The organism is Winogradskyella rapida (assembly GCF_042675845.1).
In the GTDB taxonomy this organism is placed as follows: domain Bacteria; phylum Bacteroidota; class Bacteroidia; order Flavobacteriales; family Flavobacteriaceae; genus Winogradskyella; species Winogradskyella rapida.
Genome location: NZ_JBHTKM010000063.1, coordinates 580,830 through 598,008, shown reverse-complemented (window position 1 = coordinate 598,008; position 17,179 = coordinate 580,830). Strand labels below are relative to the sequence as shown.

Below are 17,179 nucleotides of genomic sequence, written 5' to 3'. Positions count from 1 at the left end.
TCTTTCAGCATAAAACACGTGATTACAGCGCTATGAAAATTATTCGTTATATATTATTTCCTATTGTTCCAATTTATTATGCCATAACATGGTTGCGAAATTGGTTGTATGATGTGGGGATTAAAACGTCTAAGACTTATGATTTTCCGTTGCTATGTGTGGGAAACTTAAGTACGGGCGGGACCGGGAAAACCCCAATGATAGAATATCTTATACGCTTGCTTAAAGATGAAAAATCTATAGCGACCCTAAGTCGTGGTTATAAGCGAAAAACTGAAGGTTTTGTTTTGGCCGATAGCCAAGCTAATGCAGATACTATAGGAGATGAGCCTTTTCAGTTTTATAGAAAATTTAAGGGTATTAAAGTGGCTGTAGATGCCAATAGGCAACATGGGATTGCGCAACTAAGAGGTCTTGATGAGGCTCCGGAAGTCATCTTATTGGATGATGCGTACCAACACCGAAAAGTACAAGCTTCTTTTACAATTTTGTTAACGGCTTATTCTAATTTATACTATAAGGATATTGTTTTGCCTACCGGAAATTTAAGAGAGCCTAAATCGGGTGCTAAACGTGCCGATGTCGTTGTGGTTACCAAATGTGATCCTTCTATTTCGGCGTCTGAAAAAGAAAAGATTCGTTTAAAGTTGAAATTAAAAGATGAGCAATCGCTCTTTTTTAGTCATGTAGATTATGCCACAGAAGTCTATTCAGTAGAGCGATCTTTAGACTTGGCGACGCTGCCAAAATTCACCTTAGTCACAGGGATTGCAAATGCCAATCCTCTAGTGCAATTTTTAAAGGAAAAAGGCCTGGAATTTGACCATTTAGAATTTGCAGATCACTATAATTTTAAGGCTTCTGATATTTCTAATTTAGCAGGGAAGTCGTTAATTATAACTACTGAAAAAGACTATGTGCGATTAAAAGATTATAGCACCTTAGAAACTAAACTCTTTTACCTGCCTATAGAAATTAAGTTAGACAAAGCGGCGGAGTTTAATGCTGTGGTTAAGGCTAGTGTTAATTAAAGAAACTAGACACTATTTTTTGTCCGGTAAGCGCTGCATGAAGTTTGTCTTCAAAGTCTTCTTGTTTAAACGGTTTGGAAATAATATCATCAAAACCAGCCTCTCCAAACTCGTGCATTTTATCCTCTAAAGTTACAGCGGTTAGTGCAAAGATGGTTAATTCCTTATCAAAAGATCTAATAATCTTAGTGGCTTCTAGTCCGCTAATTCCTGGCATATGAATGTCCATAAGAACCACATCGTACTTAACGATTTTAACTTGTTCTACGGCAGCTTCACCATTATCCACAACGTCACAATTTAAGTTCATCTTATTCAGAATCTTTTTTGTGATCATTTGGTTTATTTTGTTGTCTTCTACGATAAGAATTTTAACATTGCTTAAATCCAAATCCTCCATCTTGTTCCCTTTTTTAACTTCTATAACTTCTGGCTTATCGGCCGTTTTATCATGCTCTAATGGGATTTCAAAAAAGAAGGTGGTTCCTTTACCCAATTCACTCTTCAGGTAAATTTTTCCTTTCAGAATTTGAATTAATCCTTTAACAATAGATAAGCCTAAACCTGTACCGCCATATTTTCTATTAATTTGTACCGACCCTTGAGAAAAGCTTTCAAACATGTGTTCTTGCTTCTCTTTGGTGATCCCAATTCCGTTATCTTCAATCTCAAAACGAAGTCTATAGGTATCGTCGTTTTGATCTATTTTAGAGGTTCTTACCCAAATATCACCGTCTTGTGTAAACTTAATGGCATTACCAAGAAGGTTAATTAAGATTTGCGAAATCTTAAGTTGATCTCCAATAAAATTCTCTGGGAGGTCTTTGGCGTAGTCGAAATGTATCGTGGTATCCTGATCTTTTGCTGAATTGCTTAAGGCAGAGATAACATTCTCTAATTTCAGTTTTAAATTAAAGTGTTCCGGATCTACTTCGACTTTATTGGCCTCAATTTTATTAATTTGAAGAATATCATTGATAAAGGTTAAGAGGTAATCTCCTGAAAATTTTAAAGATTTTAAATGCGGAATTTGATGCGGTTTAGGGTCTTCATCTAAAAGCATATTTGTTAAACCCGTAACGGCATATAATGGCGTCCTTAGCTCGTGGGTTACAGTAGATAGGAAGTTGGCCTTTGTTTTAGATGCTAATTCTGCTTTTTCTTTTGCCAATATTAATTCGTCATTCTTCTTATGAAGCATGGTATTTGTATTCAGCCTAATATTATTGTTCTTATATAAGGATAAGGTTAATAAGGATAAAATGGTAATTAAGGCGATACTCAATATCGTTGTAATTCTACTAAACGCACTTTCTGCATTTACCTCGTCTATTTGGGCCTTAAGTTGTTCGTTTTGGGCATCTTTATAGTCGGTAATTGATTCGTTAGAAATGCCAGTCGCAATATTCTGACGCTTTACATTTAAAAGCGAATCTGATAAGTGGATGTGTTTCTTGATATAGAAATGCGAATTTTTATAGTCGCCATTTTTTTCATGAATATCACTAAGGGTTAAGTAAGCTTCATTTTCATCGCTAAAATTATTGAGTTCTTGAGCAATGGCAAGACCTTCTTCGGTTTGCATCTCTGCCATTCTAAGGTTGCCCATAGCACAAAATACTTTTCCGCTGTAAATAAGCGCGCCACTAAGACGGCGTTGTTGGTTGTATTTTTTAGCAATGATAATGGTCTTTTCTAAATCGGCCTTAGCCTCTGCGTAGCGTTTTAAGGCAATATAAACCTTGGCTTCATTAAGGGTAACATCAGAGGTGTATTCTTCGATGCCTTCTTGTTCAAATAAGGTTTTTGCTGAATTAAAATAATCTAAAGCTTCCTCGTATTCTTCTTGGGTGCTATACATTACCCCTTTAATATTATACGCGGCGGCTAAATTACCATAATCACCAATTTCACGTTGGATTTTCATGGCTTTGCTGATGGAAAGATTAGCTTTATCCTTCTCACCGACTAAGAATTGCACTTTGGCAATTTTCAAATAAATTTTTCCTTGTTGGGATTGATCGCCTATTTTAATTGAAGCATTTAACGCTTTGTCTAGATTATCTAAAGCGTTATAATATTTACCACGATTACTGTCTAATTTGGCCTGATTGAGGTGTTCTAAAAGTCTTATGGAGAGCATACCGTCATCATCAGCTCCTATTTGTTGTGCAAACAAAAGACTACAAAAGCAGGCTAAAATTACAAATATGATGTGTTTAATCGGTGACATTCAGCGCATTTAAATTTGAACAAATATAATTATTTATTCGATTAAAGTGCTTTTTTGTCCGATATATTGCAAATTAAATTTAGAATTCTAGAACTGTACCCCGTTTCATTATCGTACCATCCAACTATTTTAACCATATTTCCAATCACAGAGGTCATCTGGGCATCAAAGATACAAGAGTGCGGATTTCCAACAATGTCAATTGATACTATCGGGTCTTCAGTGTATTCTAAAATGCCTTTAAGTTCATTTTCTGAAGCGTTTTTAAAAATAGAATTAACTGCAGCAATCGATGTCGGTTTTTCAACATTAATTGTAATATCGGTCAAAGAACCATTGGCAACCGGAACTCTAATACCACAACCTCCAATGACCTCGGAGAGGTCTGGAAAAATTTTGGTTAAGGCTTTGGCTGCACCAGTGGTTGTTGGAACTATAGATTGTCCGGCAGCACGAGCCCGTCTTAAGTCTTTATGAGGCTGGTCGTGTAAGCTTTGGTCGGTAGTGTACGAATGAATCGTTGTAATATAGGCTTGCTTAATTCCTAAATTCGCTTTTATTAACGCAATCATAGGGGCGGCATTATTGGTGGTACACGAGGCGTTAGATAAAATTGTTTCGCTACCATCAATACTTTGGTCATTAATACCTAAAACGATAGTTTTAATATCGTCATCTACAGCCGGAACTGATAATATAACGCGTTTTGCACCATTGGTTATATGGTGTTGCAGTTCTGTTTTAGTTTTAAACTTTCCAGTAGATTCCACAACAAAATCAGGTGCTACAGCAGACCATTTAATGTCTTGTGGATGTGTGTAATTGTATAACGGAATAGCCACTTCATTGATGATAATATGTTGGTCATCAAAGGAAACCTTATCTTTTAAAACGCCGTGAATACTGTCGTATTTTAGTAAATGGCTTAGTGTTTTACTATCCGCTAAATCATTAATAGCAACAATTTCTATATCCGGATGCGCTAAAGCTAATCTAAAAACACGTCGACCTATTCTACCAAAACCATTGATGGCTACTCTGATCATTAATTGATGTGTTTTTGTGCTTTGTAAGACGATCGCACTAGGGCACTACTTTCTACATGTCTAAAGCCTAACTCTAAGCCAATGTCTTCGTATTCTTTAAATTGATCTGGATTGATAAACGATTTTACAGGTAAGTGTTTTTTACTAGGTTGTAAGTATTGCCCAATAGTCACCACATCTACATCATTAGCTCTTAAATCGTGAAGGGTTTGGATCACTTCTTCGCGTTCTTCACCTAAACCAAGCATAATTCCTGATTTTGTACGACGTTGACCTTGCGATTTTAAATATTTTAAAACACCAAGGCTACGATCGTATTTCGCTTGTATTCTTACATCACGCGTTAAACGTCTTACGGTTTCAATATTATGCGAAACCACTTCCGGAGCTACATCAATAATACGGTCAATGTGTTTTTCAATACCTTGAAAATCTGGGATAAGCGTTTCTAAGGTGGTCTCAGGATTCATACGTCTAACCGCCTTTACAGTCTCTGCCCACATAATGCTTCCCATGTCTTTTAAATCGTCACGGTCAACACTCGTTAAAACGGCATGTTTAATTTGCATTAATTTGATTGAACGTGCTACTTTTTCTGGCTCATCCCAATCTACCGTTTCTGGACGTCCGGTTTTAACACCACAGAATCCACATGATCGGGTACAAACATTTCCTAAAATCATAAAGGTTGCAGTACCTTCTCCCCAACATTCTCCCATATTAGGACAGCTTCCAGAGGTACAAATAGTATTTAATTTATACTTGTCTACTAAAGATCTGAGTTCCGTGTATTTTTTGCCCGTAGGTAATTTTACTCTTAACCATTTCGGTTTTCTTTCTAGTAAAATATTTGAAGCAACTGTGGTTTCCATGCAATTATCAATTTCTTGTTGCAAAGATACAAAGTAAATAATTAAATTATCTATAGTATTGCCACGTACCACAGACTAAATGCAATTAGAAAAATAATACCTAACCACGCTAAAAGGTGTAATAGGCGTTTAGGTCGCCAAGTTTCAGGTGTATGCTTGCTGCATATTAATCTATAATTTACAAAGGCATAAAATGGCGCGGTAAGAAAAGAGAGTACGGTAGCCGTTTTTATTAGAATGCCCATTTCTGAAGCAAAGGCAAAAAAGATAATTAAAGTTCCGAGAGTCAGTAAAACAATCCAGAAGAGATAACCGTTTTTAAAAGTTTTGTGGGTGAGCACTTCCATACTTTTGTTCATGGCTCTTGGTGAGGCATCTAAGGTGGTTAAAGTGGTGCTAAACATGGTGGTGAGCACGGCTATACCAATAACAATATAGGCCCATTGTCCTAAATTTGAAGTGTACATCTCTATCAGTTGACTTGCAAATAGTGTGGCCTTTGGACTAAAAGGAGTCTCAGAACCATACATGACAAAATACCCTAAACTAAGGAAGCCAATACCTAAGAGCATGGCCCCAAAGTATCCCATATTAAAATCTAATAGAATGGATTTTGGTGATACGTCATGGTTTTCTTTTTGCTTTTCAATAGCCCAAATGGAATGCCAGATGGAAACATCTAATGGTGCAGGCATCCAGCCCATAAAAGCGACTAAAAATGCCATTTCTACTGAAGTCTTAGGTAGTACTTGCGTAAAATTCATAGGTTCGGAGAAGCCGTCGTACGCAAAGAACAAGGCGATAAGCGTACTTAGGGTGAGTAAAAAGATAATCAGTTTTATAATTTTGTCTAAGGCCTTATAATTGCCCAAGAATAAAATAAGTAAGGAGATTGCTAAGGTGATCACGGTCCAAATTTCAATACTAGAGATCTGAGTATAGCCAAAGTTTAGAAAACTAATATCACCAAAAAGCGTGTCTGCAATCCCAGCTGTAACAATCGTTACTGCCGTTTGTATGGTGAAAATTGTAGCTATATTTAGAATAAAATACGTTAGTAATACGCCTTTTCCTAAGCGGTAATACCCATAAATAAGACTTTCTCCGGTGGCTGCAGCATACTTTGCGCCAAATAAGAAGAAAGGGTATTTACACAGATGTACTAGCAGTAAAGCCCATAGTAATCCTAAACCGAAATCGGCACCAGCTCTTGTAGACATAACAATATGAGAGACCCCAATCGCTGCACCTGCAAATAAAATGCCCGGACCTAATTTTTTTAATAAAGCAAACACTAACTTTTGGTAATAATAGCCGCTAATAATTTTTTTGCGCGGAGTAGTTTCACTTTAACATTATTAATAGGCTCGTTTAGATGCTCTGAAATTTCCTTATAACTCAACTCTTGGAAATACCTGAGATTAATAATTTCTTGATAATGGGGTTTTAGCTTTTTTATATCCCTTAAGAGTTTAGCGAGATTTTGTTCTGTAATAATTTTATCTTCAGGGGTAGGGGAGTTATCAACAATATCAAAATAACGTTCGTCATTATCTTTAGAAGTATCGCCTATAGCGTGCTTTTGTTTTCTAATAAGATCAATATGAATATTTTTTGAAATTGTAATCAGCCAAGTTTTAAACTTATAATTTTCGTTATAGCTGTTTATTTTATCAAAGGCTCTAGAAAATGTTTGTATGGTAATATCTTCAGCATCATTTTCATTTAGGGTACGTTTGAGTTGAAAGGCATACACATCACTCCAATAGGTATCTAAAAGAAAATTGAATGCAATTTGATTGTTATTTTTAGCTTTGTTTATGGCGTCTTTTATTTCCAATGTGTTGGCTTAGATATCAAATTAGCTATAAAGATACTTAATTGTGAGGTAATAAGTGAAATTTCTAGTAAAGGTAAAAGTAGGATGAGGTCTGTTTCTTCCAATTTTTTAGCGGTAAAGCCAAAGCAAATCCACTGTATAAGAAAGCGGAGTGCTATAAGTGCTGCGATCCATGGGAGCAAGACACCTAGATATATAAAAATCCCTCCTAAAATCCAAAAGCTTAATTGTGTGAGATAAAATAAGCCTAGTAATAGTTTGTGTTTTGCCTTGTAATATTTTGCCGTACTTACATGTCTTCGTTTTTGAAGAATCCAAGATTTAAACGAGTGTTTAGGCTCTGAAATGGTAAAACTTTCTTTTGAAAAACACAGTGCTGTATTTGTGGCATTGGCTACTTCGTTGATAAATAAATCATCATCGCCAGATTTTAGAGCCATATGGCTGTTAAAACCACAGTTGTTAAAAAACACTTCTTTTTTATAGGCTAAGTTTCGCCCCACACCCATATACGGGATTTCCATTTTAGCATAAGAGAAATACTGAAGAGCCGTCATTACGGTTTCAAAACGGATCAGTTTATTGAGTAGGGAGAATTTCTTTTTAGCATAAGCTCCATAGCCCAAGACGATTGATTTCTCATTTGAAAATTGACTACTTATATGGGCCAACCATTGGTTTGAAGCTGGAGTACAATCGGCATCGGTAAACACTAAGGTATCGTAAGAAGAAGCTTTAATACCTAAAGTAAGGGCGTACTTTTTATTCCCCCAAAACGCTTCACTCACTTTAACATCTACAACTTTTACCTGACTGTTGTTTGCAGCAAAGTCTTCCATGATTTCTAAAGTGTCATCAAACGAGCTATCGTTAACAAGGACAATTTCGAAACTAGAATAGTCTTGATTTAATAGGGAAGGGATATTTTTTTTTAAATTCTCTGCTTCATTTTTGGCGCAGACAATTATAGATATCGGAATCTGTTTTTTTAACCGAGTTTCGGGAGATTTTAATCCGAAGGAAAAAAGAAAACTTAAATAATAAATAATTTGAACACTAACTACTGCAATAAATGCATAAAATAAAACTAAAGTAAGCGTCATTGAAACTTAAGAGTGTTGTGGTTCGCTACAGTCTTTATATTCGTCTGGCGTTTTTCCACAAAAACCACAAGCTTCTCCTTCTTTATTAAGCATAGGATTTTGGCTGGCACAGGTACCTGCAAATTTTCCATCTTTTTTAGCCCAAATCTTTATAGCGATACCGCCAACGGCAAGGGCTAATAATCCTAAAGTAATGAATAGTAATTTCATAATAAGAATTTGTGTAATTTGATGCAAAGATAAGGCTTTTACATTTATTCTAAAGCCCAATTAGAAGCTGTTTTTCTATAGCGTTATTGAAAGTATTATTTATGTTATAATTATAGGTTTTTAAGACATTTAATACGATTCCATAAAAAAAGGAGCCGTTTTCGGGCTCCTTTTTTAGTATAGTAATGAAGGGAATTATTTATCCTTTAATGAAATTTCTGCAACTTCAGTATCATTCTCGTTAGCATTAACACCTTTGGTGCCTATTTTTATGCTTAAAGCTAAGGCATCTTCCATATAAGGAATCTGTTTTAACTTACGGTCAGACTCGTCTAAAATGCCTAAGTTAACCATACGATCCTGTAGCTCAGCCCAAATTTGGTATTGTTGCTCTTCAGGTAATTGTGGCAGTGTAATTACATCTATCATAGAGGTTTTTTCCACTGGGTTAATATACGCGACAGTTTTTAAATTCTTAGCGCGGTCATTACCATTAATAACGTATTTCTTAGAATCAGGATTATTAAGTTTTAATAACTCTCTAGATAATTCGTCTAACTTGTAATTGTTGCTTTCAATATCGCTACGTAAATCAAAAAGTTCATCAACGACCACATTGTTTTCGTTTTTCAGATCTTGATTTTTCTGATAGAACATAAAAGAGGTTACGGCAAAGATGACTGCAGCTGCACTTGCTGCAAAACTGTACCAAGGGGTTTTACGGTCTTGGGTTAAATGAATCACCTTAGGAGCCTCTTGCTCTTCTAATGCCTCTAAAACATCTCCAAGAATATCTTTTGGTATATCTGTAGCGCCTGCTTTGGCAATGATTTCTAAATTATCTTGTAGTGTTTCGTAAGCTTGCGCTACTTCAGGATAATTAGAAATAAAATGTTCCGCTTCTCGAGTTTCCTCTGAAGTGGTTTCTCCAATAACATACTTCTGTAAGATATCAGAGTTTAAAAAGGTTTGTACTTGCTTTTCCATGATCAAATAATTTATGGATTATAAACTTTTTTCAGTTCTCGTAACCCTATTTTTAATCTAGATTTAATAGTGCCGAGTGGGATGTTTAATTCTTCACTCGCTTCTTGTTGTGTCATACCTTGAAAAAACAAAGCATCTAACACAATTTGATATTTTTTTTCTAGTGTACCAACGTGTCTTTTAATGTCCATGACGTCTTCATTAAAATTTGTTGTTGGTAGAATATATACGTTAGAAGTTTCAATTTGGACTTCCTTATGATAACGATTATTAAAACTTCTTAGTTTATCAATGGCTGTATTTCTCGCAATTCTGAAGAGCCAAGTAAAGAGTTTTGCTTTTTTAGGATCGTATTTAGAAGCATTTTTCCATACTTTAATAAATGTTTCTTGTAAAGCGTCTTGTGCGACTTCTTCATTAACGGTGATTTTTAAGATTACACCATATAAACTGTTGGAATAGTTTTCATAGAGTAAATTCAAAGCCCGCTTATCTTTTTTTTGAAGGTAAGCTATGATTTTTTGTTCTGTTGGAGTAATACTCAAAATGCTAATATCTTGTTTTTGTGTCTTTTAAAACGTCCAAATTGAATTTGTAACCGTAAATATACTTAAATACACCTTAATAAAGGTGATTAATTAAGTACTATAGAATGGTTTTTTCTTGTTAAGAAATTGATTAATAGCGTTTTCAAAATGAAATCATTCTGTAATTAAAAGTCACAATTTCTATTGTGACTTTTATATTTATATGATATTGACTTCGGTTTCAATGCTGATATTAAATAACCGTTTGATTGTTTTTTGGATCAACTGTGCCAATTCAAAAATATCTTTCCCTTTGGCACCTCCGTAATTCACTAAGACTAAAGCTTGCTTGTCGTGCACGCCATAATTCTGAAAACGTTTGCCTTTAAAACCTGCTTTTTCAATGAGCCAGCCGGCTGGAATTTTGACTTCATGATCTGAAATCTCATAAAATGGCATTTCAGGAAAATTAGCTTGTAAGGCTTTAAAATCTGCCGTGGCTACAATGGGGTTTTTAAAGAAACTTCCGCTGTTACCAATCTCTTTAGGATCTGGTAATTTACTTTCTCTAATGGCAATAACCGCTTTAGAGACATCTTGAATCGTGGGCTGGGTTATTTGTAAGTGTTCTAATTCTTTAGTTATTGCGCCATAACCTATATGTAATGTATGCGCACGCTTTGTTAATTGAATATTAACACTAGTTATAATGTATTGCCCTTTTAAGTCTTGTTTAAAAACAGATTCTCTATATCCAAACTGACATGCTGTTTTAGAAAAAGTGGTTAGTGATTGGCTCTCAATCTCTAAGGCCTCGCAACTTACAAATACATCTTTTAGCTCTACCCCGTAAGCTCCAATGTTTTGGATTGGAGCTGTACCAATGTTACCGGGGATTAAAGAAAGATTTTCTATGCCACCATAATTGTGTTGCAAACACCAAAGTACAAAGTTATGCCAGTTTTCACCAGCCATAGCTTTTACAATAACGGTATCTTCAGTTTCTTCTACAACTTCAATACCTTTTAAGTTCATGTGTAAAACTAAGGCGTCAATATCTTTAGTTAAGAGCATATTGCTTCCGCCTCCCAAAATAAAGAGGGGCTTACTGTGCTGCGCTTTTAGAATGGTTTTTAAGTCTTCTATAGTGCGAATATCACAATACTCTTGTGCCGTAGCCTCAATACCAAACGTATTATAAGGTTGTAAGGAAGCGTTGTTAATTATAGTCATTAGTCTTTATAAACTTTTAGAGCTTCCTCTAATATTTTCACGGCCTTAATAAGGCTGTCTTCATTTAAGACGTAAGCAATTCTAATTTGGTTTAAGCCTACACCAGAAGTCGAGTAAAAACCTGCTGCTGGGGCTACCATTACAGTATCGTTGTTATAATCAAACGACTCTAATAACCATTTTGCAAAGTTATCTGCGCTTTTAACAGGAAGTTCTGCAATACAATAAAACGCACCGTTAGGCTTAGCAACGTTAACACCTTGAATTTTCTCTAAGGCATTAATTAAGATGTTTCTACGCTTTACGTATTCTTCTTTTACATCATCAAAATAACTTTGAGGCGTATCTAGTGCCGCTTCACTTGCAATTTGAGCTAAGGTTGGCGGACTTAGTCGGGCTTGAGCAAACTTTAAGGCGGTTGTAATAAATTCAGTGTTTTTAGATACTAAATAACCAATACGCGCGCCACACATGCTGTAACGTTTAGATACAGAATCGATAACAATAGCATGGTCTTCTAAGCCTGGCTCTTGTAAAATAGAATAGTGTTCTATACCATCATAAACAAACTCTCTATAAACTTCATCAGCAATTAAAAACAAATCGTGTTTTTTAACAATGGCCGCAAGCTGTTTAATTTCTTCTTTTGAGTATAAATACCCCGTAGGGTTTCCAGGGTTACAAATTAAAATAGCTTTCGTTTTTGGAGTAATTAATTTCTCAAATTCCTCAATAGGAGGGAGAGCAAAATTATCTTCAATTTTAGAAATAACAGGCTTAACATTGACTCCGGATGCAATAGAGAAACCGTTGTAATTCGCATAGAAAGGCTCTGGAATAATAATTTCATCACCTTTATCCATAATACTACCAAAAGCAAAAAGCAAGGCTTCACTACCTCCTGTGGTCACTATAATATCATTATGCGAAACGTTAATGTCATTACGCTTGTAGTATTCGGCTATTTTCATTCTATAGCTTTCAGCACCTTCAGATCGGCTATAAGCTATGGTTTCTATATTTTGATTTTTTATAGCATCTAAGGCTACTTGTGGGGTCTTTATATCGGGTTGACCTATATTAAGGTAATAAACATTTTTACCTTGTTTATTAGCAGCTTCTGCATACGGTACCAATTTTCTAATTGGTGATTCTGGCATGTTGATGCCTTTTTGAGATATAACGGGCATATAATAGTGTTTTATTTTAAAGTGCTAAGTTCTGAAATTTATTATAGCTTATCAGGGAAAAATGGATAAAAAAAATGAGTTCTCAAATTGAGAACTCATTGTTATGGTATAAAATGAAGTCTAGATTATTGCTCTAGCATACTTTTACTTTTTTTCTCTAAAACGCTTGTTTTTGCAGAATCTACAACTAAACCTTTAATTTTTAAGGCTACGGTTGGGGTTTCAGCATTAGAATAAACGGTAATGGTTTTTCGTATTGGGTTAACACGCTTTGTGTCGTATTTTACTTCAATCTCTCCGGTTTCTCCTGGCATAATAGGATCTTTCGGTTTTTTAGGAACGGTACAACCGCAAGTCGATTTTACATTAGAAATCACTAAAGGCGCGTTTCCTGTATTTGTAAACTCAAAGACTCTAACACCATCCGAACCTTTTTCTATGGTACCATAGTCAATCACGTCGGTTTTAAATTCGATTTTTGCTACTTTTTCTTGAGCGAAAGAACCAACACTGATCAGTCCTACAAACAAAATTGCTAATAAATTTTTCATCATTTTAATTTTAAAATTGATTATTCAAAACTAGTTACTTTTTCCTTTCAATCAAAATTAATTAGTTGTAATACCCTTCATTTAACAGATTTTATGCTTTGAAGCGATATATTATTAACGTAATAATTTTTCGAAATAGGAATTATAAGTATTTTTGACAGCTATATTACAAAAACAATACCAAAACATGGAAATCCCATCAAAATATAATGCATTGTCCGTAGAAAATAAGTGGTACGACTACTGGATGCAAAACAAATACTTTCACTCTGTACCAGACGATAGAGAGCCGTATACCATTGTAATTCCACCGCCTAATGTTACCGGAGTTTTACACATGGGGCATATGTTGAATAATACCATTCAAGATGTCTTAATTCGTCGTGCACGTTTAATGGGGAAAAATGCATGTTGGGTTCCAGGTACGGATCACGCTTCTATTGCTACAGAAGCTAAGGTGGTAGCCAAACTAAAAGAACAAGGTATTGATAAGAACGATTTGTCGCGCGAAGAGTTTTTAAAACACGCTTGGGAATGGACCGAAGAATATGGCGGTGTTATCTTAGAGCAACTTAAAAAATTAGGCTGTTCTTGTGATTGGGATCGTACAAAGTTCACCATGGATGATGATATGTCTGAAGCCGTGATTAAAGTCTTTGTAGATCTATACAATAAAGGCCTTATTTATAGAGGTTACCGAATGGTAAACTGGGATCCGGAAGCAAAAACGACCTTGTCTGACGAGGAAGTTAATCATGTTGAAAAACAAGGTTTACTGTACTATCTAGAGTACCAAGTAGAGGGAAGTGATGAAAAATTAACCATTGCAACGACTAGACCAGAAACTATTTTTGGAGATACGGCGATTTGTATTAATCCTAACGATGAGCGTTTTACACATCTTAAAGGAAAAAAAGCTATTGTGCCTATCTGTGGTCGTGTTATTCCTATCATTGAAGATGAGTACGTGGATGTAGAGTTTGGTACGGGTTGTTTAAAAGTGACGCCTGCTCATGATGAAAACGATAAGGTTTTAGGAGATAAACATCAACTAGAGGTTGTAGATATTTTTAATGATGATGCGAGTTTAAATAGCTTCGGAATGCATTACGAAGGTCAAGATCGTTTTGTTGTAAGAAAAGCTATTTCTAAGGAATTAGAAGATGCTGGTATTTTGGTTAAGACCGAAAACCATATCAATAAAGTAGGAACTTCAGAACGTACAAAGGCTGTTATTGAGCCTCGCTTAAGTGATCAGTGGTTCTTGAAAATGGAAGATTTAGCACAACCTGCTATTGATGCCGTTTTAAAAAATGGCGATATTAAATTATTTCCGAAGAAATTTGAAAACACCTATAGACATTGGATGGAGAATATCCGTGATTGGAATATCTCACGTCAATTGCTTTGGGGACAGCAAATTCCGGCCTTTTATTATGGCGATGGTAAAGAAGATTTCGTTGTTGCAGAAACCCTTGATGATGCATTGAAATTAGCACAAGAGAAAACCAATAATGCCAACTTAAAAGCTGAAGATCTAAGACAAGAAACAGATGCTTTAGATACATGGTTTAGCTCTTGGTTATGGCCAATGAGTGTTTTTGATGGTATCCGTAATCCTGAAAACGAAGAAATTAAATACTATTACCCAACTAATGATTTAGTAACAGGGCCAGATATTTTATTTTTTTGGGTTGCTAGAATGATCATTTCGGGTTACGAGTATAAAGATGAAAAGCCATTTGAGAATGTTTACCTTACAGGTTTAGTGCGTGACAAGCAACGACGTAAAATGTCTAAATCTCTTGGAAACTCGCCAGATGCTTTAAAGCTTATTGAGGAGTATACTGCAGATGGTGTTAGAGTAGGACTATTGTTAAGCTCTGCGGCAGGAAATGACCTTATGTTTGATGAAGCCTTATGCCAACAAGGAAAAGGATTTGGAAATAAAATTTGGAATGCCTTTCAATTAACCAATCTTTGGGAGGTTGCAGATATTGCACAACCAGAATCGAGTAAAATTGCTTTAGAATGGTATGAGTCGAAGTTTCAGTCTGTTTTATTAGAAATTGAAGATCACTTTAGCAAGTACCGTTTAAGTGATGCTTTAATGGCGATCTATAAGTTAATTTATGATGATTTCTGTGGTTGGATGCTAGAGATGGTTAAACCCGCTTATCAGCAACCAATTGATAGAGTAACGTATGATAAAGTGATGTCTATTTTTGAGGATAACTTAAAAATTGTTCACCCATTTATGCCTTTCTTAACGGAAGATATTTGGCAATATATTAAAGAGCGCTCTCCAGAAGAGGCTTTAATTATTGCAAAATGGCCAGAAGCGAAACCTATTAATACAACTTTAATTTCTGAATTTGATTTTGCTTCTGAAGTGATTTCTGGAATTAGAAACATTAGAAAACAAAAGAATATTGCCTTTAAAGATGCGATTAAGTTTTCTGTGGTGAACAATGAAAAATCATCTACAACTTTTGATGCTGTGATTTCTAAATTAGGAAATTTAGAGCAATTTGAATACGTAAATGAACCTGTTGAAGGTGCTTTAACTTTTAGAGTAAAATCTAATGAATACTTTATTCCTATGGAAGGGAGTATTGATGTGGAAGCGGAAATTAAGAAGCTTACTGAAGAGTTAAACTACACGGAAGGTTTTCTTAAATCGGTTCAAAAGAAGTTATCTAACGAGCGCTTTGTAGCCGGAGCTCCGGAGCAAGTTGTTGCAGCAGAAAAGAAAAAAGAAGCTGATGCTTTAGCTAAGATTGAAACCATTACGGCGAGCTTAGCAAGTTTAAAATAATAAAATAATAACCTGCAGTGTATTTTACGTTGCAGGTTTTTTTATGCCTTGTTGTGAAGGAATAAAGCGAATTGCCATAGGGCCTCTTATTAAAACTTTGAAACAAGAGGGTAAGATCGCTAAACTGAAAACCTGTTTCTTTTTGTGTTTAACAACTAGAGTTTAAAGCGAAGAATTGTTTCTTAAACGTGCGGAGAAATTCTAGCAGATAAGCGTTTTAAATTTTTGTAAGGCTTTAAAAGCTGTACTGCCTACCATTCATTAATCTTGTTGCTGTCTAATTTTACAAAAATAAAAAGTAGAATAGTAAAGCCCCAAAGTCCAGACCCCCCATAACTAAAAAAGGGAAGAGGGATACCAACGGTTGGGATAAGACCCATAACCATACCAATATTTATGGTAAAGTGGATAAACAATATGGAGGCGACACTATACCCGTAAACCCGACTAAATTGAGATTTTTGAGATTCGGCGAGATATAAAATCCGAATTATGAGCAATACAAATAAAAGGACTACGGCACTAGAGCCTAAAAAGCCCCATTCTTCACCAACGGTACTAAAGATATAATCGGTATGTTGTTCTGGTACAAATTTACCAGTAGTGCGTGTACCTTGTAAAAAACCTTTTCCAGAAAGTCCTCCAGAGCTAATGGCATGTTCGGATTGAATAAGGTTATAGGCCTCTTCTTTCTTCATACGCTGTAGTTTTACCGGATCTTTTTCTAGTCGTAACCACAGACTAATTCTATTTTGTTGATGCGGTTTTAGGACGTGGTTATAAAATAACCGTACGCCATAAGAGAAGCCAACGCATAAGATAAGGACGGCTATATATTGAAGAATAGAACCTCGTTTCTTCCTTCTAAGAAAATAAACGCTAAAGATAATAGTGGCTGCAATCGCTGCCGTAATTAAAACGCCAAATTTTAAACCTATAACGGCGAGTGCAATTAAGCTTAGGGCAATGGCTAGATAAATTTGCTGTAAGCCTTCGCGATAAAACACAAAAAAGAAAGCTAGATATACAATGGTACTTCCGGCATCGTTTTGAAGTAAGATTAAAAGGGCAGGAATAAATATAATGGCAGCCACTCTAATTTGATCTTTTAAGGTTTGCATATTGGTTTGCAAATCGCTCATAAAACGCGCTACGGCTAAGGCGGTTGCAAATTTAGCAAACTCACTAGGTTGTATGGTCATGCTACCAATTCCGTACCAGGAACGTGCCCCATTCACTTCTTTTCCAAAAATGAAGAGGCCTACTAAGGCCAGCATGGCCACCAGGTAAATAATACTGGCAAACTTTTCATAAAACTTGGCTTCAAGAGAGAGAATGAGTATGATGAGAATAAGGGTTAAGCCTATAAACATCATATGCTTTCCATACAATTGGCTCGTGTCAAAATAACTCGTAATCTCCCCAATATGTGAGGCCGATAAAATGTTGAGGTACCCAAAGCCCACTAATAATAAGAATAATATTATAGTGATCCAGTCGAACTTAAAGTGTCTTTGGTTTTCTCTTAGCATGAAAAG

At 35.5% G+C, this 17,179-nt stretch carries 15 protein-coding genes; 2 read left to right on the top strand and 13 right to left on the bottom strand.

Annotated elements, in window-relative coordinates; all coding sequences use genetic code 11:
* Positions 1-32: 32 nt before the first annotated feature.
* A complete protein-coding gene (gene lpxK / locus ACFQ13_RS10065; RefSeq protein ID WP_386116903.1) occupies positions 33-1,031 on the top strand; it encodes a tetraacyldisaccharide 4'-kinase in 999 nt (332 codons plus the stop codon).
* Here the strand turns inward: lpxK and ACFQ13_RS10060 are convergent.
* The 12 genes from ACFQ13_RS10060 to ACFQ13_RS10005 form a co-directional block, all read right to left on the bottom strand.
* Positions 1,024-3,264 carry an ATP-binding protein gene (locus ACFQ13_RS10060; RefSeq protein WP_386116901.1) on the bottom strand — a complete coding sequence of 747 codons (2,241 nt, stop codon included), beginning with the start codon at positions 3,262-3,264 and terminating at the stop codon, positions 1,024-1,026. The genes lpxK and ACFQ13_RS10060 overlap by 8 nt on opposite strands.
* Before the next feature lie 41 nt (positions 3,265-3,305).
* Positions 3,306-4,310: a type I glyceraldehyde-3-phosphate dehydrogenase gene (gene gap / locus ACFQ13_RS10055; protein ID WP_386116899.1), complete on the bottom strand. Its 1,005-nt coding sequence runs from the start codon at positions 4,308-4,310 to the stop codon at positions 3,306-3,308.
* Positions 4,310-5,182 (bottom strand): lipoyl synthase, encoded by an 873-nt coding sequence (lipA, locus tag ACFQ13_RS10050; RefSeq protein ID WP_386116897.1) that lies wholly within the window; start codon positions 5,180-5,182, stop codon positions 4,310-4,312. The genes gap and lipA overlap by 1 nt, the downstream gene beginning before the upstream one ends.
* 50 nt (positions 5,183-5,232) lie before the next feature.
* On the bottom strand, positions 5,233-6,477 hold the full coding sequence (locus ACFQ13_RS10045) for an NRAMP family divalent metal transporter (protein ID WP_386116895.1): 1,245 nt from the start codon (positions 6,475-6,477) through the stop codon (positions 5,233-5,235).
* Positions 6,477-7,022, bottom strand: a complete 546-nt coding sequence (locus ACFQ13_RS10040; RefSeq protein WP_386116892.1) for an RNA polymerase sigma factor — start codon at positions 7,020-7,022, stop codon at positions 6,477-6,479. Before ACFQ13_RS10040 ends, ACFQ13_RS10045 begins: the two co-directional genes overlap by 1 nt.
* Entirely contained in the window at positions 7,013-8,125 is a 1,113-nt protein-coding gene (locus ACFQ13_RS10035) for a glycosyltransferase (protein ID WP_386116890.1), read from the bottom strand. The genes ACFQ13_RS10040 and ACFQ13_RS10035 overlap by 10 nt, the downstream gene beginning before the upstream one ends.
* A gap of 6 nt (positions 8,126-8,131) precedes the next feature.
* Positions 8,132-8,335, bottom strand: coding sequence for a membrane or secreted protein (locus ACFQ13_RS10030; protein WP_114310791.1), 204 nt, complete (start codon positions 8,333-8,335; stop codon positions 8,132-8,134).
* Between the two features lie 195 nt (positions 8,336-8,530).
* Entirely contained in the window at positions 8,531-9,322 is a 792-nt protein-coding gene (locus tag ACFQ13_RS10025; RefSeq protein WP_386116887.1) for an RNA polymerase subunit sigma-70, read from the bottom strand.
* Between the two features lie 11 nt (positions 9,323-9,333).
* Positions 9,334-9,867: an RNA polymerase sigma factor gene (locus tag ACFQ13_RS10020; protein ID WP_114310567.1), complete on the bottom strand. Its 534-nt coding sequence runs from the start codon at positions 9,865-9,867 to the stop codon at positions 9,334-9,336.
* Positions 9,868-10,068: 201 nt separating this feature from the next.
* Positions 10,069-11,082: a UDP-N-acetylmuramate dehydrogenase gene (murB, locus tag ACFQ13_RS10015; protein WP_386116885.1), complete on the bottom strand. Its 1,014-nt coding sequence runs from the start codon at positions 11,080-11,082 to the stop codon at positions 10,069-10,071.
* Positions 11,082-12,272 carry a pyridoxal phosphate-dependent aminotransferase gene (locus ACFQ13_RS10010; RefSeq protein ID WP_386116883.1) on the bottom strand — a complete coding sequence of 397 codons (1,191 nt, stop codon included), beginning with the start codon at positions 12,270-12,272 and terminating at the stop codon, positions 11,082-11,084. The genes murB and ACFQ13_RS10010 overlap by 1 nt, the downstream gene beginning before the upstream one ends.
* Positions 12,273-12,397: 125 nt before the next feature.
* Positions 12,398-12,823 (bottom strand): DUF1573 domain-containing protein, encoded by a 426-nt coding sequence (locus ACFQ13_RS10005; RefSeq protein WP_386119414.1) that lies wholly within the window; start codon positions 12,821-12,823, stop codon positions 12,398-12,400.
* 187 nt (positions 12,824-13,010) lie between these two features.
* Here ACFQ13_RS10005 and ACFQ13_RS10000 point away from each other — a divergent pair, with 187 nt between their 5' ends.
* Complete coding sequence (locus tag ACFQ13_RS10000; protein ID WP_386116881.1) at positions 13,011-15,641, top strand: valine--tRNA ligase; 2,631 nt, start codon at positions 13,011-13,013, stop codon at positions 15,639-15,641.
* Positions 15,642-15,892: 251 nt separating this feature from the next.
* Here the strand turns inward: ACFQ13_RS10000 and rodA are convergent, their stop codons facing one another.
* A complete protein-coding gene (gene rodA, locus ACFQ13_RS09995; protein WP_386116879.1) occupies positions 15,893-17,173 on the bottom strand; it encodes a rod shape-determining protein RodA in 1,281 nt (426 codons plus the stop codon).
* Positions 17,174-17,179 lie beyond the last annotated feature (6 nt).

Bases quoted from the DNA above. Each gene is read 5' to 3' on its own strand.
- ACFQ13_RS10025 (WP_386116887.1), bottom strand. From the start codon at position 9,322: ATGGAAAAGCAAGTACAAACCTTTTTAAACTCTGATATCTTACAGAAG.
- lipA (WP_386116897.1), bottom strand. From the start codon at position 5,182: ATGGAAACCACAGTTGCTTCAAATATTTTACTAGAAAGAAAACCGAAA.
- ACFQ13_RS10000 (WP_386116881.1), top strand. From the start codon at position 13,011: ATGGAAATCCCATCAAAATATAATGCATTGTCCGTAGAAAATAAGTGG.
- ACFQ13_RS10030 (WP_114310791.1), bottom strand. From the start codon at position 8,335: ATGAAATTACTATTCATTACTTTAGGATTATTAGCCCTTGCCGTTGGC.
- ACFQ13_RS10035 (WP_386116890.1), bottom strand. From the start codon at position 8,125: ATGACGCTTACTTTAGTTTTATTTTATGCATTTATTGCAGTAGTTAGT.
- ACFQ13_RS10010 (WP_386116883.1), bottom strand. From the start codon at position 12,272: ATGCCCGTTATATCTCAAAAAGGCATCAACATGCCAGAATCACCAATT.
- gap (WP_386116899.1), bottom strand. From the start codon at position 4,310: ATGATCAGAGTAGCCATCAATGGTTTTGGTAGAATAGGTCGACGTGTT.
- lpxK (WP_386116903.1), top strand. From the start codon at position 33: ATGAAAATTATTCGTTATATATTATTTCCTATTGTTCCAATTTATTAT.
- ACFQ13_RS10005 (WP_386119414.1), bottom strand. From the start codon at position 12,823: ATGAAAAATTTATTAGCAATTTTGTTTGTAGGACTGATCAGTGTTGGT.
- ACFQ13_RS10060 (WP_386116901.1), bottom strand. From the start codon at position 3,264: ATGTCACCGATTAAACACATCATATTTGTAATTTTAGCCTGCTTTTGT.
- rodA (WP_386116879.1), bottom strand. From the start codon at position 17,173: ATGCTAAGAGAAAACCAAAGACACTTTAAGTTCGACTGGATCACTATA.
- murB (WP_386116885.1), bottom strand. From the start codon at position 11,082: ATGACTATAATTAACAACGCTTCCTTACAACCTTATAATACGTTTGGT.